The sequence below is a fragment of the Mycobacterium sp. E183 genome, from assembly GCF_001667735.1.
GTDB lineage: Bacteria > Actinomycetota > Actinomycetes > Mycobacteriales > Mycobacteriaceae > Mycobacterium.
In genome coordinates this window covers 1-15,737 of record NZ_LZJN01000005.1, presented here as the reverse complement: position 1 = coordinate 15,737, position 15,737 = coordinate 1, and the positions used below count along the sequence as shown (strand labels likewise).

Here is a 15,737-nt window from a genome sequence, read left to right as displayed (position 1 = left end):
ACCAGCGGGCGTGACTATCTTCGGGCGAGCTTGCGCGCCAGCCGAATCCCCTGGCGCGCGGTGAGGTGCGGTAGGTAAGCGCGGCTGATCGCGTTGGCGATCGCGGGCAGCGTCGACGGGTCACGGTAGGCCATGTACAGGGGCCGGTACTCGGGCTGGAACTTGGCCTTGAAGCTGAGCAGCGAGCGAAACCCGTACACCGGCTCGAGCGCTTTGCCGGTGACATCGAGGATGCGGTCGAGCGCCGTGACCTCGTTGCCCCGCGCCAGCCGGGCCAGCGGGGCCCCGGAGAGGCTGAGGAACTCCGCGCCCTCCTCCCGAAAGCTCTGTGCCGCAGAGGCAATCAAGAACTCCATCACGCCCTTGAAGGGACTGCTGCCTCGCCTGCGCATGAAGTCCAGCGTCCAGCCGACCGTTTGCCCGTCCCGGTAGACCGGCAACCAGCTGGTGATGCCGTGCACGATCCACTGCTCGTCCACGGCGATCAGGCAGCGCACGGTCGGGTCGTCGAGCTCGTCCAAACCGCCCAGCGTCCAACCCATCTCGGGCATGCCCTTGTCGGCCACCCACTCCTCGGAGATCACCCGCACCTGGTCGCGTATCGACAGCGGCGCCTCCGGGTAGCTCGTCCACTCGGCGCGGATGCCCTCTTTGGCCGCCTTGTTCAGCGCGGTGCGAATGTCTTGCCACTTCTTGCCTTTGAACTCCAGCTCGGCCAACGGCACCACGGTGTCCTCGGCCACCTGCACCGCGTACCACCCCAGCTCCACCGCGCGGTCGCGGACGTCCTCGGTGATGCTGTACATGCACGCCGTCCAGCCGTTGCGGTCGCAGAACCGCTCGAAGCCACGTAGCGCGTCCGCCCGCGCACCCGGATCGCCCAGCGGGCCCCCGGTGGTCAGCGCCACGGCGGCGACAACGCGGTAGGCGAATGCCGCGTGCCCGTCCTCGGTGAACCAGTACACGTTGCCCGGCCAGGTGCTCATGTAGGCCAGCGACGATCCGCTGTTGGCCACCATCAGGTTCCGCGCCCGGGTCCGTGCCTCGTCGTCGACGACGACGCTGGCCCGCCAGAAGCTGACCAGCAGGCCGGCCAGCAGCATCACCCAGAACACGGCGCCGCAGAACTCCCATGCCAGCAGCGCAAGCCCGCTGTTGGGCAGGAACTTTGCGCTGTGCGCCAGTTCGTAGGCCGGCGGCAGATAGCGGGTCGGCAGATCGGAGATCAGCTGAGAAAGGTTGGGCGGGGGGTCGAATTCCTTGCGCTCCCAATAGGCGATCAACAGGTAGCCGCCGGCGGTGAGCGCGGCGGTGGCGGCCAGACCCAGCCCCAGCCGCAGATAGGTGGCCCGTGGTGCGGTCACCGTGAACAACGGCCGGGTGAACAGCAACAACGCGATCATCAGGCAGGGGACCACGATCGGCGCGATGAGAATCAACGTGTCGTGGGCGAACGAATAGGTGTCGTCCGCGTCGTGCACGACGGATCCCGCGTCGGCCGCATCGCGGGTCCACAGCACGGCGAACCAGGCGCTGCCCGCGACCAGGGCGGCGTTGAGCAGTAGCGCCAGCCACCACGCGAAGCGGCGCCCGCGGCGCAACCCGACCGCGGCCGCCAGCAACAGCAGCGCCGGGCCCACCGAGGTGATCGCCGAGCCCACACCCGTCCCCAAGGTCTGCGAGACCGCCAGCCGGCACGCTTCACTCAACCCGGGGTCGGCGCACAGCTGATGCATGCGCTCGCTGTCCTCGGCGGGCGAGGCGAACAGCGATTGCAAGATCCGCAGCGGGCCGTAGCCGGGGTAGGCGAGCCAGGCGCCGGTGGAACCGAGCAGGGTCAGCAGCGGGCCGAACGCCGTGGCCGCGACCACGGTGCCCACCAGCACCCTGGACTCCGAGCGTGAGGGCGGCGAGACGGCGGCGCGCGCTTCCGAGCGGTAGAGCAGCCAGCCCAGCAGCAGTCCGACCACCGCGCCGAAAACCCGCAAGACGTCGAGCAGGGTGCCCGAATACAGCGCGAACACCACTACGCCGCTGAACATCACCAATCGCAGCCGGCGTCGCCAGAGCGCCGACAGCTTGAACGTCATCACCACGGCGAGGCAGACCAGCGCCGGCGTGGTGCCGACCGCGACCTCCTTGTCGAGGTTGGTCAACCACGAGTCACCGGTGTGTGCCAGCAGCGCGACGGCACCGACGCCGAGCAGGCTGCTCAGCACCTGGCCGGTCACCAGGAACAGCGCGGTCCGGCGAGGACCGAGCAACCGTTCGGCGGAAACGCCCACGGCCAGGGTGAACAGCGTGGCGACCACGTAGGCGGCCAGCGACACGTTCCACAGCCCGGCGGTGAACGGGGTCCACCAGAAGCCGCGCTCCAGCTGGGACGTGCCGACGGCGACTTTCGAAACGAGGCCGTGGGGCATGCCCGGCGAGTTCTCGGTGTTGTTCGACCACACCGACCACGCGTGGGTGATCGCGCCGAGCACCCACAGCGCGACGACCAGCCCGACGGTTACCGGCGACTGCCGCAGCAGCGCGAGCGCCCGCCGCGCGTTGTGCTGCACGACGGCGCGCTTGTCGAGCACCGCGGTCGGTGCGTCGAGCACCGCGGCGGTCATTGGGTCAGCCCCGTGCGCGTCGCCAGCCAGGGAATCGCCGCTTCGAACGAGGCCCGGAACACGGCGAAGGTGTGCCCCCCGGGAAATTCCTGCCACTGCGCCTTCATGCCGGCCTGCCGGCAGGCCTCGTAGATCTCCCGCTGCTGGGGGTTGTAGACCCGGTCGTCGGAGCCCGCCGTGATCAGCGCGTTGGTGTCGGGATACTGCCGCTTGGCCATGATGTCCTTCGGTGTGACGTTGTTGTAGGCGGCCTCGTCGCCGTTGAACAACTTGGCGACGATTTCGGCGTGGCTGGTCAGGATCGGCTCGCGCTGCCCGGACATGTCCACCAGGTTCGGAAAGGTCTCGGGGGCGCGAAGGGCCACCAGCAGCGAGCAGGTTCCTCCCGACGACAGGCCGCCGACGCCCCACTGCCGGTGGTCCCGGCTCACTTGCAGGTTCGCCGACACCCAGCGCGGAAGGTCCTCGGCGAGGTAGGTCTGCGGCCTGCCCCAGGCGGAGTCGACGCAGCTGGGATTGTTTTCCGCGACGCCCTGTTGGTCGGCCATCACCACCACCGGGGCCAGCCCCTTGTGCTGCGCGGCGAACTGGCCGAGCGCGTCGTCGATGTGCACCTTGTCGATCCAGTCGCGCGGCGCCCCCGGGTCGCCGGGAATGACCACGAGCACCGGCAATTCGGGCCGCGGCGTCGCCAGGTATGCCGGGGGCAGGTAGATCAGCGCCTCACGCGGGGTGAACCCTCCCGAAGCCGGAATCGACGCCTTCACCACCTTGCCGTCCGTGGGCATGTTCGCCGGCGGCTGCCACAGCTGTTCGAGGGTGCCGCCCGCCGAGGCGCGCACCGCGCTGGCCTGGCTCGGCGTGACCGAGGACAGGTCGCCGACTGGGTGCAGCAGCGGGTTGACCAGCTTGCGTGCGGTGGTGAACGCCGCGTAGTGGATGTTGGCCTGCGCGGCGATCACGACCACCGACCACAGCACGCCCAGCACCATCAGCGCGCGTGCCGGCCAGCCGGACCGACGCATCCTGACGGCCGACAGGCACGACACCAGGGCGGCGAGCCCGCCCCACGCGAACAGAGTCCACGGGATGATGTCGGGGTAGGGATGCCAGCGGTAGTTCACTATGAAATAGCAGGCTGCCGCGACCGCCGCCGCGATAGCCACGCACAGCGGCACCGCCCGTAGCCACCACCGGCGCTCGCGCCGCCACAGCAGCGCGACCACGAGGCCGACCACCGAGACCGCGATCAGCGCCTGCGCCGGGAAGTCGATCAGCGACCAGTCCAAGGGTGACTTCATACCCCTCCGTTTGGCTTCGCACCAGTTCCGCAACCTGTATGCGCCGGCAAGCCGGCCCCCGGTCCGCCGTGGCCGATCCCGTAGTGACTAGCGACGAGCCCAGGAGTAATCGCTGTATATCACGACGTTCGAGCGGTTTTCGGATCTCTGCGAAAAGATTCACCCGCCGCTCTTTTCGCGCGCGAACAACGTTGCGGTGGGCGCTGATGCCTTCAATGTCGCACCGACCGGACGGCGGCGGTTGCTGAGGCCGCCGTCGGCGACGACCGGCGTCAAGACACGCCGATGTGATTTTCGCGATCGGCGTCTGCAACGAAAAGGCTTGCGGCCTAGGGGATATCGCCGAGGCGAACGAGTTCGCCGGCGCTGGGCTGCGGCCGGCGCGGCCGCCAACGCGATAGCGACCAGCGGTGGGACGGGCGTTTAGCGGCAATGGATTCAATGTCGGTCGCCGCGGGGTGGGGGCGACCGGATTCACCAACAAGCGTGCGGATTCCTCGACCAGCGCGGTCACGCTGTCGACGACGGGCTTGCCGGCCATCTCGGCGTCGACGACACCGAAGAGCTCATTGCAGTCCAGCAGCAGCGCGTCCACGTCGTCGCCGATCGCGGCGATCGCCCGGAGGAATTGCCCCGGGACGGGGATCGGAGTCCGGGACCGCCGAAGCGATTCGATGAACCGGTCGATGATCTCCGGATCGCACGGGGCCGGCGCCACGACGGTGATGCCCACCTCGACCAGGCCGCGCTCGTAGGCCGCGGACGACACCATGATGCTCGACGCGAGCAGGCCGACCCGGCGGACGTCGAGCCGTCGCAGCGTCCGAGCCGTCGCCTCGACCATCCCGATGCATGCCGGTGCGCCCGCCGCGCGTTCGATCGTGGTGGCGTTGCATGCGAGGGCGATCACGTCCGCGCCGCTGCCGGCGAGCGATCGAGACGTCCGTTTCCGGCGATCGGGGGATGCTATCCCCCGACTTCGTCCGCCCAGGGCACGCGGCAGGCGTCGCCGGAACTGAAGCCCTGCTCGGTGATGCCCAGCGCGGTGTTCATCCGGGCCCGCATGTTCTCCACGCCGATCTGGTAGGTCAACTCGATCACGCCGGCATCGCCGAACCGGGCGCGCAGGTCGGCGACCTGCTCGTCGGTGACGGCGTGCGGATCGGTGCTCATCGCGTCGGCATAGCGGATCGCGGCGCGCTCGTCGTCGGTGAAAAGTGGTGAGCTGGCGTAGTTGTCGATGTCTTTGAGCCGTTCGATGTCCAGGCCGTCGAGGCGCTGCAGCATGGACCCGAAGTCGACGCACCACGAACAGCCGATGCTGCGCGCGGTCCACAACACCGCCAGCTCACGCACGCCGACCGGCAGCGCCTTGGACGCCCGGTCGATCATCGTCTCGTGCACGGCGCCGGCGACCATCAGCTTGCGGTGGTGGGCCGTCACGGTGAACGGTTCGGGGACCTGGCCGTAGCGCCGCTTGGCGATCCGGTACATCGCGCGGGTCAGCAGGCCGGCGCGCCGGGGGGACAGGGGCTCGATGCGGGTTCTCTGTGTCATACCCCTGAAGACGGGATGGGCCGCCAAAGTGTGACGGACGGAATGCGCCTCGCGTGGCGCCGGAGAGTCGTAGCATGCGGCTAGCCTTTCGACGTCGATGAGCGGTGGTGTGATTGCGAGTCAACGATGACCGCGGTGTCTAGCCGGCGGGCCGATCAGTACGACTGGCTCTCCGGCTACCTCGCTTCGCGAGGCCTCAGCGGCGCCACTCGGGCCGTGATGGCGTTCATTTCGGCATCGATGGTGTTGTGCCTGATCGCCCTGCTGGCCGGCTCGGACGGTCCCCGCGGATCGGTACCGGTGGCGATGATGTGGGTGGCCGTCGCGGGCGGGGTGGCGGGGGTGTTCCTGTGGGCGTGGCGCTGGCCGACTCGCGGCCAGTCCATCGCGTTCGGCCTGACGTGCAACACCGCCAGCGCGCTGGCGTGCCTCGCGCATCCGAACCCGCTGGCCGCGCTGATCGGCTGCATCGCCTTTGCGACCTTCGGCGCCTACATGGCGTTCTTTCACACCACCGGATTGGTGCTGTACAACTTCGCGGTGGCCGCCGCGGTGGGATCCTGGGAGGCGTTGTCGCTCGCGAGATCCGGGCATCCCAGCCTCGCCGGGGTGGATCTGTGGCTGGTGATCGAAGTCAACATCGCGCTACCGCTGGCCATCCGGATCCTGATGCGCGCCTTGACCGGAGATCTGCTGCAGGCCGACCGGGATCCGTTGACCGGCCTGCTGAACAGGCGCGCATTCCAGCACGAGGCGCTCGGGATGATCGTGGCGCGCCGGGGCATCGACTCCCACCTGGTGGTCATGCTGATCGACCTCGACCATTTCAAAGCGATCAACGACAGGCTCGGTCACGCCGCCGGGGACCGGGCGCTCGTTCAAGTCGCCCAGGCCCTGTTGGCCGCTTGCGACGACCAGGCGGTGGTGGCGCGCAGCGGCGGTGAGGAATTCCTGCTGGTCGGCACCGCCAAGACCTGCAACGCCGAATCGTTGGCCACGCAGGTGTGTCGGGTCATCGCCGCGTCGGCCGCGGGGGTGACGGCCAGCATCGGCACCGCCTGCGCCCAGATCGACGACACTGGAGCCGAACCGCAATCGCTGCTGGCCGAGTTGGTCACCGCCGCCGACACCGCGATGTATGAGGCCAAGCGGTTGGGCGGCAACCGAAGCAATCATCACGAGCTGTGCGACCCGCGCAGATGATCAGCGGGTGAACATCAGCGCGCGCTTGACCTCTTGGATCGCCTTGGTGATCTGGATGCCGCGCGGGCAGGCCTCGGTGCAGTTGAACGTGGTGCGGCAGCGCCACACGCCGTCGACCTCGTTGAGGATGTCCAGGCGCTCGGCGGCGGCCTCGTCGCGGCTGTCGAAGATGAACCGGTGCGCGTTGACGATCGCCGCCGGGCCGTAGTAGCTGCCCTCATGCCAGAAGATCGGGCAACTGGTGGTGCAGGCCGCGCACAGGATGCACTTGGTGGTGTCGTCGTAGCGGGCGCGGTCGGTGGGGCTCTGAATGCGTTCGCGCGTAGGGGGATTGCCGCTGGTGACCAGGTAGGGCTTGACGGCGCGGTAGGCGTCGAAGAACGGCTCCATGTTGACCACCAGGTCTTTTTCCACCGGCAGCCCACGGATCGGTTCGACCGTGATGGTGAGTTGCTTGCCCTTCTTCTCGGGCAGCAGGTCGCGCATCAGCACCTTGCAGGCCAGCCGGTTGACGCCGTTGATGCGCATGGCGTCCGAACCGCACACGCCGTGGGCGCAGGAGCGCCGGAAGGTGAGCGTCCCGTCCAGGTAGCTCTTGATGTAGATCAACAGGTTCAGCAGCCGGTCGCTGGGCAGGCAGGGCACCCGAAAGCTTTGCCAGCCACCGGTTTCCGCGAAGGCGTCGGGGTTGTCGGGGTTGAACCGGGCGATCTTCACGGTCACCAGGACCGCGCCATCGGGGATCGGCGGTAGTGGCGGCTCGGGTCCCCGCTCGATGTCTGCCTCGACCGTGTCGGTCATCAGTACTTCCGTTCCTTCGGTTCGTAGCGGGTCTGCACGACGGGCTTGAAGTCCAGCGCGATGTCGCTCAGCAGGTCGCTGCCCTGCTTGTAGGCCATGGTGTGGCGCATGTAGTTCACGTCGTCGCGGTTCGGGTAGTCCTCCCGGGCGTGCCCGCCGCGGGACTCCTTGCGGTTCAGCGCGCCGACCACGGTGACCTCGGCCAGCTCCAGCAGGAAGCCCAGTTCGATGGCCTCCAGCAGGTCGCTATTGAACCGCTTTCCCTTGTCGTGCACCGTGATTCGCGAGTACCGCTCCTTGAGCGCGTGGATGTCGGTCAGCGCCTGCTTGAGCGTCTCCTCGGTGCGGAACACGGCGGCGTTGTTGTCCATCGACTGCTGCAGCGCGCCGCGGATGTCGGCCACCCGCTCGTTGCCGTGCTCGCTCAAGATGTCACCGACCCAGCCGACGACCATCGCCTCCGGGTTGGGCGGCATGTCGACGAAGTCGTGCCCGTCGGCGTAGTCCGCGGCGGCTATCCCGGCCCGACGGCCGAACACGTTGATGTCCAACAGCGAATTGGTGCCCAGCCGGTTGGCGCCGTGCACCGACACACACGCGCACTCGCCGGCCGCGTACAGGCCCGGCACCGTGGACGTGTTGTCCCGCAACACCTGTCCGGTGACGGTGGTGGGGATGCCGCCCATGACGTAGTGACACGTCGGGTATACGGGGACCAGCTCGTGCACCGGGTCGACGCCCAGGTAGGTGCGGGCGAACTCGGTGATGTCGGGCAGCTTGGCCTCGAGCACGTCCTCGCCGAGGTGGCGCACGTCGATGTAGACGTAGTCCTTGTGCGGGCCGGCGCCGCGGCCCTCCAGCACCTCCAAAACCATTGAGCGGGCGACGATGTCGCGGGGCGCCAGGTCGACGATGGTCGGCGCGTAGCGCTCCATGAAGCGCTCGCCCTCGCCGTTGAGCAGTCGCCCGCCCTCGCCGCGCACCGCCTCGGAGATCAGGATGCCCAGCCCCGCCAGGCCGGTGGGATGGAACTGGTGAAACTCCATGTCCTCCAACGGAAGTCCCTTGCGGAACACGATGCCGATGCCGTCGCCGGTGAGCGTGTGCGCGTTGGAGGTGGTCTTGTACATCCGGCCCGAGCCGCCGGTCGCCAGCACCACGGCCTTGGCGTGGAAGACGTGGATCTCACCGGTGGCCAGCTCGTAGGCCACCACGCCGGTGGCGACTGGGCCGCTCGGCGTCTGCGTCAGAACCAGGTCCAGGGCGTAGAACTCGTTGAAGAACTGCACGTCGTGCTTGACGCAGTTCTGGTAGAGGGTCTGCAGGATCATGTGGCCGGTGCGGTCGGCGGCGTAGCACGCCCGGCGCACCGGGGCCTTGCCGTGCTCGCGGGTGTGCCCGCCGAAGCGGCGCTGGTCGATGCGGCCCTCTGGGGTGCGGTTGAACGGCATCCCCATCTTCTCCAGGTCGAGCACAGCGTCGATGGCTTCCTTGCACATGATCTCCACCGCGTCCTGGTCGGCGAGGTAGTCGCCGCCCTTGACGGTGTCGAAGGTGTGCCATTCCCAGTTGTCGTCCTCGACGTTGGCCAGGGCCGCGCACATGCCCCCTTGGGCGGCGCCGGTGTGGCTACGCGTGGGGTAGAGCTTGGTGAGTACGGCGGTCCGGACGCGGGGGCCGGCCTCCACCGCCGCGCGCATGCCGGCACCGCCGGCGCCGACGATGACCACGTCGTAGCGGTGTTGCTGGATCACCTCAGCCTCCGATGTTCGGGTCGAATGTCACCAGCACGTAGGTGCCGAGGACCAACGTGAACCCCATCGACAGCAACAGCAGGCTGTTGAGCCAGAACCGGGTGCTGTCCTTGCGGCTGTAGTCGTCGATGATGGTGCGCAGGCCGTTGCCGCCGTGCAGCTGCGCCAGCCACAACAGGGCGAGGTCCCAGAACTGCCAGAACGGCGATGCCCAGCGCTGCGCGACGTAGTTGAAGTCGATGCGGTACACGCCGTTGTCCCACATCAGCATGATGAACAGGTGCCCGACGGCCAGGACGATCAGCGCGACACCGGAGAACCGCATGAACAGCCAGGCGAACTTCTCGAAGTTGGGGATGCCGGCCCGGCGCCGCGGTGAGCGCGGGTTGTCCAGGCTGGCCGGGCGGTCGTGGCTGCGCTGGTGCACGGGGGCCACCTGGCCGCGGCCCAGCTGCAGGTCGGGCGAGCTCATCGGAGGTGCTCCCAGATGTGGATGCCGGTCACCACACCGGCCGGAACCATCAGCAGCAGGAAGACGATTCCGACGATCCAGAACATCAACCTCTGGTAGCGGGGGCCCTCCGACCAGAAGTCGATCAGGATGACGCGGATCCCGTTCAGCCCGTGGAAGAGGACGGCGGCCACCAGCCCGTACTCCATCAGGCCGACGACCGGGGTCTGGTAGTCGTGGATCACCGCGTTGTAGGTCTGCGGGCTCACCCGCAGCATCGCGGCGTCCAGCACGTGGACGAACAGGAAGAAGAAGATCGTCGCGCCGCTGATGCGGTGCAGCACCCACGACCACATGCCCGGGTCGCCCCGATACAGGGTGCGGGGTGGTCGCCGCCTGCGCGAGGGTGCAGATTGTGCCGCCGGATCCGCGGTTGTCGCCTGTGTGGTCACCGGAGTCCTCACCGCCTTCTGACATCGACCCAGTTCAGCCTAACCCCGCGCGGGGACGACCCGCGCCGAGCGGTGCGCCGGGCGAACTCGCCCGTCAGGGTTAGGGTGACAGTCTTGGGTGGCAAGAGCTGAGCGGGGTCGGGTATGCCTGATGTCGATTGGAAAGCGCTGCGCCGCATGGCAATCGGTGCCGCGGCGGGGGCCTACGCGCCCTATTCGCGGTTCCCGGTGGGGGCGGCCGCGCTGGTGGACGACGGGCGGGTCGTCACCGGCTGCAATGTGGAGAACGTCTCATATGGCCTTGGTCTCTGTGCCGAATGCGGTGTGGTGTCCGCCCTACACGCGACGGGTGGCGGCCGGCTGGTCGCGCTGGCCTGCGTCGACGGCCGAGGGGCCGCGCTGATGCCCTGCGGGCGGTGCCGCCAGCTGCTCCTCGAGCACGGCGGCCCCGAGCTGCTGATCGACCACCCGGCCGGGCCCCGCCGCCTCGGCGAGCTGCTGCCCGACGCCTTCGACGCCGACCTGCCGCGGGAACCCCGTTGACCGACCACGCATTCGACGCGCCGACGGTGATCCGAACCAAGCGCGACGGCGGCCGGCTGTCCGATGCCGCCATCGCGTGGGTCGTCGACGCCTACACCCACGGCCGGGTGGCCGAGGAACAGATGTCGGCGCTGCTGATGGCGATCTTCCTGCGCGGCATGGACCGCGGCGAGACCGCCCGCTGGACCGCGGCCATGCTGGCCTCCGGCCCGCGGCTGGACTTCCGCGACCTGCCGATGCCCACCGTCGACAAGCACTCCACCGGCGGCGTGGGGGACAAGATCACCCTGCCCCTGGTGGCCGTCGTCGCCGCCTGCGGTGCGGCGGTGCCCCAGGCGTCGGGGCGCGGGCTCGGGCACACCGGCGGCACCCTGGACAAGCTCGAGGCGATCGCCGGGTTCACCCCCGTGCTGTCCAACCGGCGGGTGCGCGCGCAACTGCTCGACGTCGGCGCGGCCATCTTCGCCGCCGGCGAGCTGGCCCCGGCCGACGCCAAGCTGTACGCGCTGCGCGACGTCACCGCGACCGTCGAGTCGCTGCCCCTGATCGCCAGCTCGGTGATGAGCAAGAAGCTGGCCGAGGGGACCGGCGCCCTGGTGCTCGACGTGAAGGTGGGCTCCGGAGCCCTGCTGCGTTCTCCGGACCGGTGCCGCGAGCTGGCCCACACCATGGTGGAGCTGGGCGCGGCGCACGACGTGCCGACCCGCGCGCTGCTGACCGATATGAACACCCCGCTGGGCGCGACCGTCGGCAACGCCCTCGAGGTCGCCGAGGCGCTGGACGTGCTGGCCGGCGGCGGGCCGCCCGACGTGGTCGAGCTGACGGTGCGCCTGGCCGGCGAGATGCTCGAGCTGGCCGGGCTCGACGGCCGCGACCCCGCCGCGACGCTGCGCGACGGCACCGCGATGGACCGATTCCGCCGGCTCGTCGCGGCTCAGGGCGGGGATCTGTCGGTTCCGTTGCCGATCGGTGCGCATTCCGAGACCGTGGCCGCGGGGCGGGGCGGCACAATGGGCGATATCGACGCGATGGCAGTGGGGCAGGCGGCTTGGCGGCTCGGTGCGGGCAGATCCCGTCCGGGCGAACGGGTGCAGGCCGGCGCCGGCATCCGGATCCATCGCCGCCCCGGCGACCCCGTGGCGCCCGGCGCGCCGCTGTTCACCCTCTATACCGACACCCCGGAGCGCTTCGGCGCCGCGCTGTCCGAATTGGACGGCGGCTACCGAGTCGGCGACTCGGCGCCCGATCCGCGGCCGTTGGTCATCGATCGGATCCTAACGTGACAACACCGCTGGGCCTCGAGCAGATCAAGCGGGCGCCCAAGGCGCTGCTGCACGATCACCTCGACGGGGGACTGCGCCCGTCGACCGTGGTCGAAATCGCCGGCCAGACCGGCTACGACGGGCTGCCCACCACCGACGTCGACGAGCTGGCCACCTGGTTTCGCACCCGGTCGCACAGCGGCTCGCTGGAGCGCTACCTGGAGCCCTTCTCGCACACCGTGGCGGTCATGCAGACGGCCGACGCGCTGCATCGTGTCGCCTACGAGTGCGTCGAAGATTTGGCCGCCGATTCGGTGGTGTACGCCGAGATCCGGTTCGCGCCGGAACTACATATCGACCGGGGCCTGTCGTTCGACGAGATCGTGGACGCCGTGCTGGCCGGTTTCGCCGACGGCGAGCAGGCCTGCGCCGCAGCGGGCCGGCCGATCGTGGTGCGGCTGCTGGTCACCGCCATGCGGCACGCCGCGGTGTCCCGGGAGATCGCCGAGCTGGCAATCCGGTTCCGGGACAAGGGTGTTGTGGGGTTCGACATCGCCGGCGCCGAGGCGGGCAACCCGCCGACACGGCACCTGGACGCCTTCGAGTACATGCGAGACCACAACGCGCGCTTCACCATTCACGCGGGCGAGGCCTTCGGGCTGCCGTCGATCCACGAGGCGATCGCGTTCTGCGGCGCCGACCGCCTTGGCCACGGGGTGCGTATCGTCGACGACATCGAGGTCCTAGAAGACGGTCGCGTCCGGCTGGGCCAGCAGGCGGCCATCCTGCGGGACAAGCGGATTCCGTTGGAGCTGTGCCCGAGTTCCAACGTGCAGACCGGCGCCGTGAAGAGCATCGCGGACCACCCGTTCGACCTGTTGGCCCGCACCCGGTTCCGGGTGACCGTCAACACCGACAACCGCCTGATGAGCGATACCACGATGAGCCTCGAAATGTGGCGTTTGGTCGAGGCTTTCGGCTACGGCTGGAGCGACCTCGAGCGGTTCACCATCAACGCGATGAAGTCGGCGTTCCTTCCTTTCGACGAGCGGCTGGCGATCATCGACGACGTGATCAAGCCGCGCTACGCGGTGCTGATAGCAGGCTGACGCCGCCCGCCCGAAATCCGGGTGAGCGGCGCAGCTTTCGGCCGACCGGTTAACGGGTCAGCCGGGTGCCGGTGCGGCGACCGGTCAGCGCTTCGTACAGCGCGATCAGGACGATGGCGGCGCCCACCCCGATGAAGAACGGAACCCAGGCCACCCCGCCGTTGGCGTTGTGGTAACCGAATTGGCTGGCGGCCCACGAGCCGATCAGGCCGCCGACCGCGCCGAGCACGACCGTCATGATCATGCCGACGTTCTGCTTCCCCGGCATCACGAGGCGCGCGACCAAACCGATGATCGCGCCCACGATGAGGGCGAGGATTATGGATGTGATCACTTCGAGCTCCTGTCGTAGCGGCGCCCGGGGTGGGCACCATCTTCGACGGGACTTCCCCGAATCAGGCGACTTCTAACACAATTCGCCTGAGCTCAAATCAGATCGGAAGCCAGCCCGATGGCGCGCACCGTGCTGGCCAGGTGGGTCTGCACCGCGCGCGACGCTCGCGGGCCGTCACCGTCGCGCAGTGCCTCGGCGATCTCGCGGTGCTCGTCGATGATGGTCGTGACCCGGTCCGGATCGCGGAGCGCCGATTCGCCGATCATCCGCATCTGCCGGTCCCGCAGCGACGCGTGGAAACCCGCCAGAATGGCGTTCCCCGATTCGGCCAGGGTGATGGCGTGGAAGGCGCGGTCGGCATCGAGGAAGTCGGGCCAATCGGAGCGGTCGGCGGCGGCGCGCTGCCGCCGAAGCTCGCCGGAGAGCCGATCGAAAATCGCGGCGCACGAGGCGGTCCCGCGGCCGACCACCTTGGTCGCCGCGAACTGCTCCAGGACCAGCCGGGCCTCCATCACCGACCGGACCTCGTCCGGGGACACCGGGACGACCAGGGCGCCCCGCTGCGGGTACAGCCGCAGCAGCCCCTCGGCCTCCAGCCGCAGGAACGCCTCGCGCACCGGTGTGCGCGACATTCCGAGCGCCGTGGCGACGTCGCCCTCGCTGATCAGCTCCCCGCCCGGGAACGCGCCGGTGAGCACCTGCGTCTTGACGTAGTCCAGTGCGCGGTCCTTGGCCGTGGCCGGCCGCGGGTCGATCGGTGCCATCCAGCCTTCCGGTAGCTAAGTCGTATCCCAGCAGTGTGGTGACGGTACACCACCACAGACCTTGACAGGGCGACAACTGAGATACAAGATAGATACGAAAGAAACATGAGACGCATCGAAGAAGCCCGCGAGCAGGCCGAAGGAGCCGCGAAAATGCCCGTCACCGAACAATCCGTGACCCCGAACCTGGATCCGACGATCCCGGCGCCGATGATCAACGTCGCCGAATACGGCTTCGAAGGTCGTTTCCAGGACTGGGCCTCCGACGCGGAGTACTTCGAGTACTCGAAGGCCGCCAACCCGATCGGCTCGGGCCACGTCCCGCAGGTGCCGGTTACCCGGTTCGATGCGGATACCTACACCGATCAGCCGACGGGTGTAATCCCGCTGGATCTGTCCAAGGAGCTGGGCATCGACACCGGCGCCGCGACCAGCCCCGCGCTGCTGGCCAACTTCGTGCGCATCCGTCCGGGCGAGCAGGTCGATACGAGCCCCAACGCCACCTCGCAGCTTTACTACGTGCTGTACGGGCGGGGCTTCGCCGCGGTCAACGGGCAACTGGTGCAGTGGGAGAAGGGGGACTTCCTGACGTTGCCCGCCGGCACCCACTCGGTCTTCTACGCGGCCACCGACACGGCCATGTACTGGGTGCACGACGAGCCGCTGATGCGCTACCTGGGCGCCGACGCCACCCGGCCGCGGTTCCGCGCCACCAAGTTCCGCCGCTCGGACGCCGTCGCGAAGCTGGAGGAGATCGCGTCACGCCCGGGCGCCAACGAGAAGAGCCGGGTCAGCGTGCTGCTGGCCAACACCAACCAGGAGCAGACGCTGACCATCACCCACGTGCTGTGGGCGATGTTCGGCGTCCTGCCGCCGAACCAGGTGCAGCGCCCGCACCGGCACCAGTCGGTGGCCCTGGACCTGATCCTCGACGCGCCGGCCAGCGGCTGCTACACCCTGCTGGGCACCCGCCTCGACGAGCACGGCGACATCGTCGACCCCACCCGGGTGGAGTGGCGCGCCGGCTGCGCCTTCACCACGCCGCCGGGCATGTGGCACGCCCACTACAACGAGACGGGACAGCCCGCACACCTGATCCCGATCCAGGACGCGGGGCTGCAGACCCATCTCCGCAGCCTGGACATCAAGTTCACGCAGCGCCGCGACCTCGTCGCCGGCTGACCCGCGGGAGAGTGCACGGGGCCCACCGGGCGCATAGTGTGGCTGCACATGAAGCTGCCACTGCTGGGCCCCGTGTCGGTCACCGGCTTCCAGAACGCGTGGTTCTTCCTGTTCCTGCTGGCGGTTCTGCTGGTCCTGGGGATCTACGTCGTGCTGCAGTTCGCCCGCCGCCGCCGCGTGCTGCGGTTCGCCAACATGGAGGTGCTGGAGCGGGTCGCACCGGCGCGCCCCAGCCGCTGGCGGCACGTGCCGACGATCCTGCTCGCCACGTCGCTGGTGCTGCTGACCACCGCGATGGCCGGTCCGACGTCCGACGTCCGGATCCCGCTCAACCGGGCGGTCGTGATGCTGGTGATCGATGTCTCGGAGTCCATGGCCTCCACCGACGTCCCCCCCGACCGGCTGA

At 68.9% G+C, this 15,737-nt stretch carries 14 protein-coding genes and 2 pseudogenes; 6 read left to right on the top strand and 10 right to left on the bottom strand.

Annotated features, from left to right (window positions below):
- Positions 1–14 precede the first annotated feature (14 nt).
- From A5691_RS01180 to A5691_RS27785, 4 genes and pseudogenes are all read right to left on the bottom strand, one after another.
- Positions 15–2,618, bottom strand: a complete 2,604-nt coding sequence (locus A5691_RS01180; RefSeq protein ID WP_067887025.1) for a bifunctional lysylphosphatidylglycerol flippase/synthetase MprF — start codon at positions 2,616–2,618, stop codon at positions 15–17.
- Entirely contained in the window at positions 2,615–3,919 is a 1,305-nt protein-coding gene (locus A5691_RS28480) for an esterase family protein (protein ID WP_067887022.1), read from the bottom strand. The genes A5691_RS01180 and A5691_RS28480 overlap by 4 nt, the downstream gene beginning before the upstream one ends.
- A 553-nt stretch (positions 3,920–4,472) precedes the next feature.
- A pseudogene (locus tag A5691_RS29050) lies at positions 4,473–4,829 on the bottom strand (aspartate/glutamate racemase family protein); the annotation flags it as partial.
- A 56-nt stretch (positions 4,830–4,885) separates the two neighbouring features.
- Positions 4,886–5,510 (bottom strand): annotated as a pseudogene (locus tag A5691_RS27785) (carboxymuconolactone decarboxylase family protein); the annotation flags it as partial.
- A 92-nt stretch (positions 5,511–5,602) separates the two neighbouring features.
- Here A5691_RS27785 and A5691_RS01160 point away from each other — a divergent pair.
- Positions 5,603–6,679, top strand: a complete 1,077-nt coding sequence (locus tag A5691_RS01160; RefSeq protein WP_067783896.1) for a diguanylate cyclase — start codon at positions 5,603–5,605, stop codon at positions 6,677–6,679.
- On the opposite strand, the gene A5691_RS01155 is transcribed toward A5691_RS01160, so the two are convergent.
- Genes A5691_RS01155 through sdhC form a run of 4 tightly spaced genes read right to left on the bottom strand, consistent with a single transcriptional unit; the run spans position 6,680 to position 10,041 of the window.
- Positions 6,680–7,480: a succinate dehydrogenase iron-sulfur subunit gene (locus tag A5691_RS01155; protein ID WP_067752035.1), complete on the bottom strand. Its 801-nt coding sequence runs from the start codon at positions 7,478–7,480 to the stop codon at positions 6,680–6,682.
- The gene (sdhA, locus tag A5691_RS01150) at positions 7,480–9,234 is read right to left on the bottom strand and encodes a succinate dehydrogenase flavoprotein subunit (RefSeq protein ID WP_067752031.1); all 1,755 of its coding nucleotides are present in this window, start codon (positions 9,232–9,234) and stop codon (positions 7,480–7,482) included. Before sdhA ends, A5691_RS01155 begins: the two co-directional genes overlap by 1 nt.
- Before the next feature lies 1 nt (position 9,235).
- A complete protein-coding gene (locus tag A5691_RS01145; protein ID WP_067889592.1) occupies positions 9,236–9,706 on the bottom strand; it encodes a succinate dehydrogenase hydrophobic membrane anchor subunit in 471 nt (156 codons plus the stop codon).
- A complete protein-coding gene (gene sdhC / locus A5691_RS01140) occupies positions 9,703–10,041 on the bottom strand; it encodes a succinate dehydrogenase, cytochrome b556 subunit (RefSeq protein ID WP_067889595.1) in 339 nt (112 codons plus the stop codon). The genes A5691_RS01145 and sdhC overlap by 4 nt, the downstream gene beginning before the upstream one ends.
- Positions 10,042–10,281: 240 nt before the next feature.
- Here sdhC and A5691_RS01135 point away from each other — a divergent pair, with 240 nt between their 5' ends.
- The 3 genes from A5691_RS01135 to A5691_RS01125 are packed head-to-tail and all read left to right on the top strand — an operon-like array spanning position 10,282 to position 13,051.
- Entirely contained in the window at positions 10,282–10,680 is a 399-nt protein-coding gene (locus A5691_RS01135) for a cytidine deaminase (RefSeq protein WP_067752025.1), read from the top strand.
- Positions 10,677–11,963 carry a thymidine phosphorylase gene (locus tag A5691_RS01130; RefSeq protein ID WP_067752022.1) on the top strand — a complete coding sequence of 429 codons (1,287 nt, stop codon included), beginning with the start codon at positions 10,677–10,679 and terminating at the stop codon, positions 11,961–11,963. Before A5691_RS01135 ends, A5691_RS01130 begins: the two co-directional genes overlap by 4 nt.
- On the top strand, positions 11,960–13,051 hold the full coding sequence (locus A5691_RS01125; RefSeq protein ID WP_067752019.1) for an adenosine deaminase: 1,092 nt from the start codon (positions 11,960–11,962) through the stop codon (positions 13,049–13,051). Before A5691_RS01130 ends, A5691_RS01125 begins: the two co-directional genes overlap by 4 nt.
- A gap of 49 nt (positions 13,052–13,100) precedes the next feature.
- Here A5691_RS01125 and A5691_RS01120 read toward each other — a convergent pair whose 3' ends face one another.
- Positions 13,101–13,385, bottom strand: a complete 285-nt coding sequence (locus tag A5691_RS01120; RefSeq protein WP_067889601.1) for a GlsB/YeaQ/YmgE family stress response membrane protein — start codon at positions 13,383–13,385, stop codon at positions 13,101–13,103.
- A gap of 92 nt (positions 13,386–13,477) precedes the next feature.
- Complete coding sequence (locus A5691_RS01115) at positions 13,478–14,149, bottom strand: GntR family transcriptional regulator (RefSeq protein WP_067752013.1); 672 nt, start codon at positions 14,147–14,149, stop codon at positions 13,478–13,480.
- A 153-nt stretch (positions 14,150–14,302) separates the two neighbouring features.
- On the opposite strand from A5691_RS01115, the gene A5691_RS01110 reads away from it, so the two are divergent.
- Both A5691_RS01110 and A5691_RS01105 read left to right on the top strand, forming a co-directional pair.
- Positions 14,303–15,331 (top strand): cupin domain-containing protein, encoded by a 1,029-nt coding sequence (locus A5691_RS01110; protein WP_068016666.1) that lies wholly within the window; start codon positions 14,303–14,305, stop codon positions 15,329–15,331.
- A gap of 48 nt (positions 15,332–15,379) precedes the next feature.
- Positions 15,380–15,737: BatA domain-containing protein (locus A5691_RS01105; RefSeq protein ID WP_197696176.1), on the top strand; the 358-nt coding region annotated here is incomplete at its 3' end.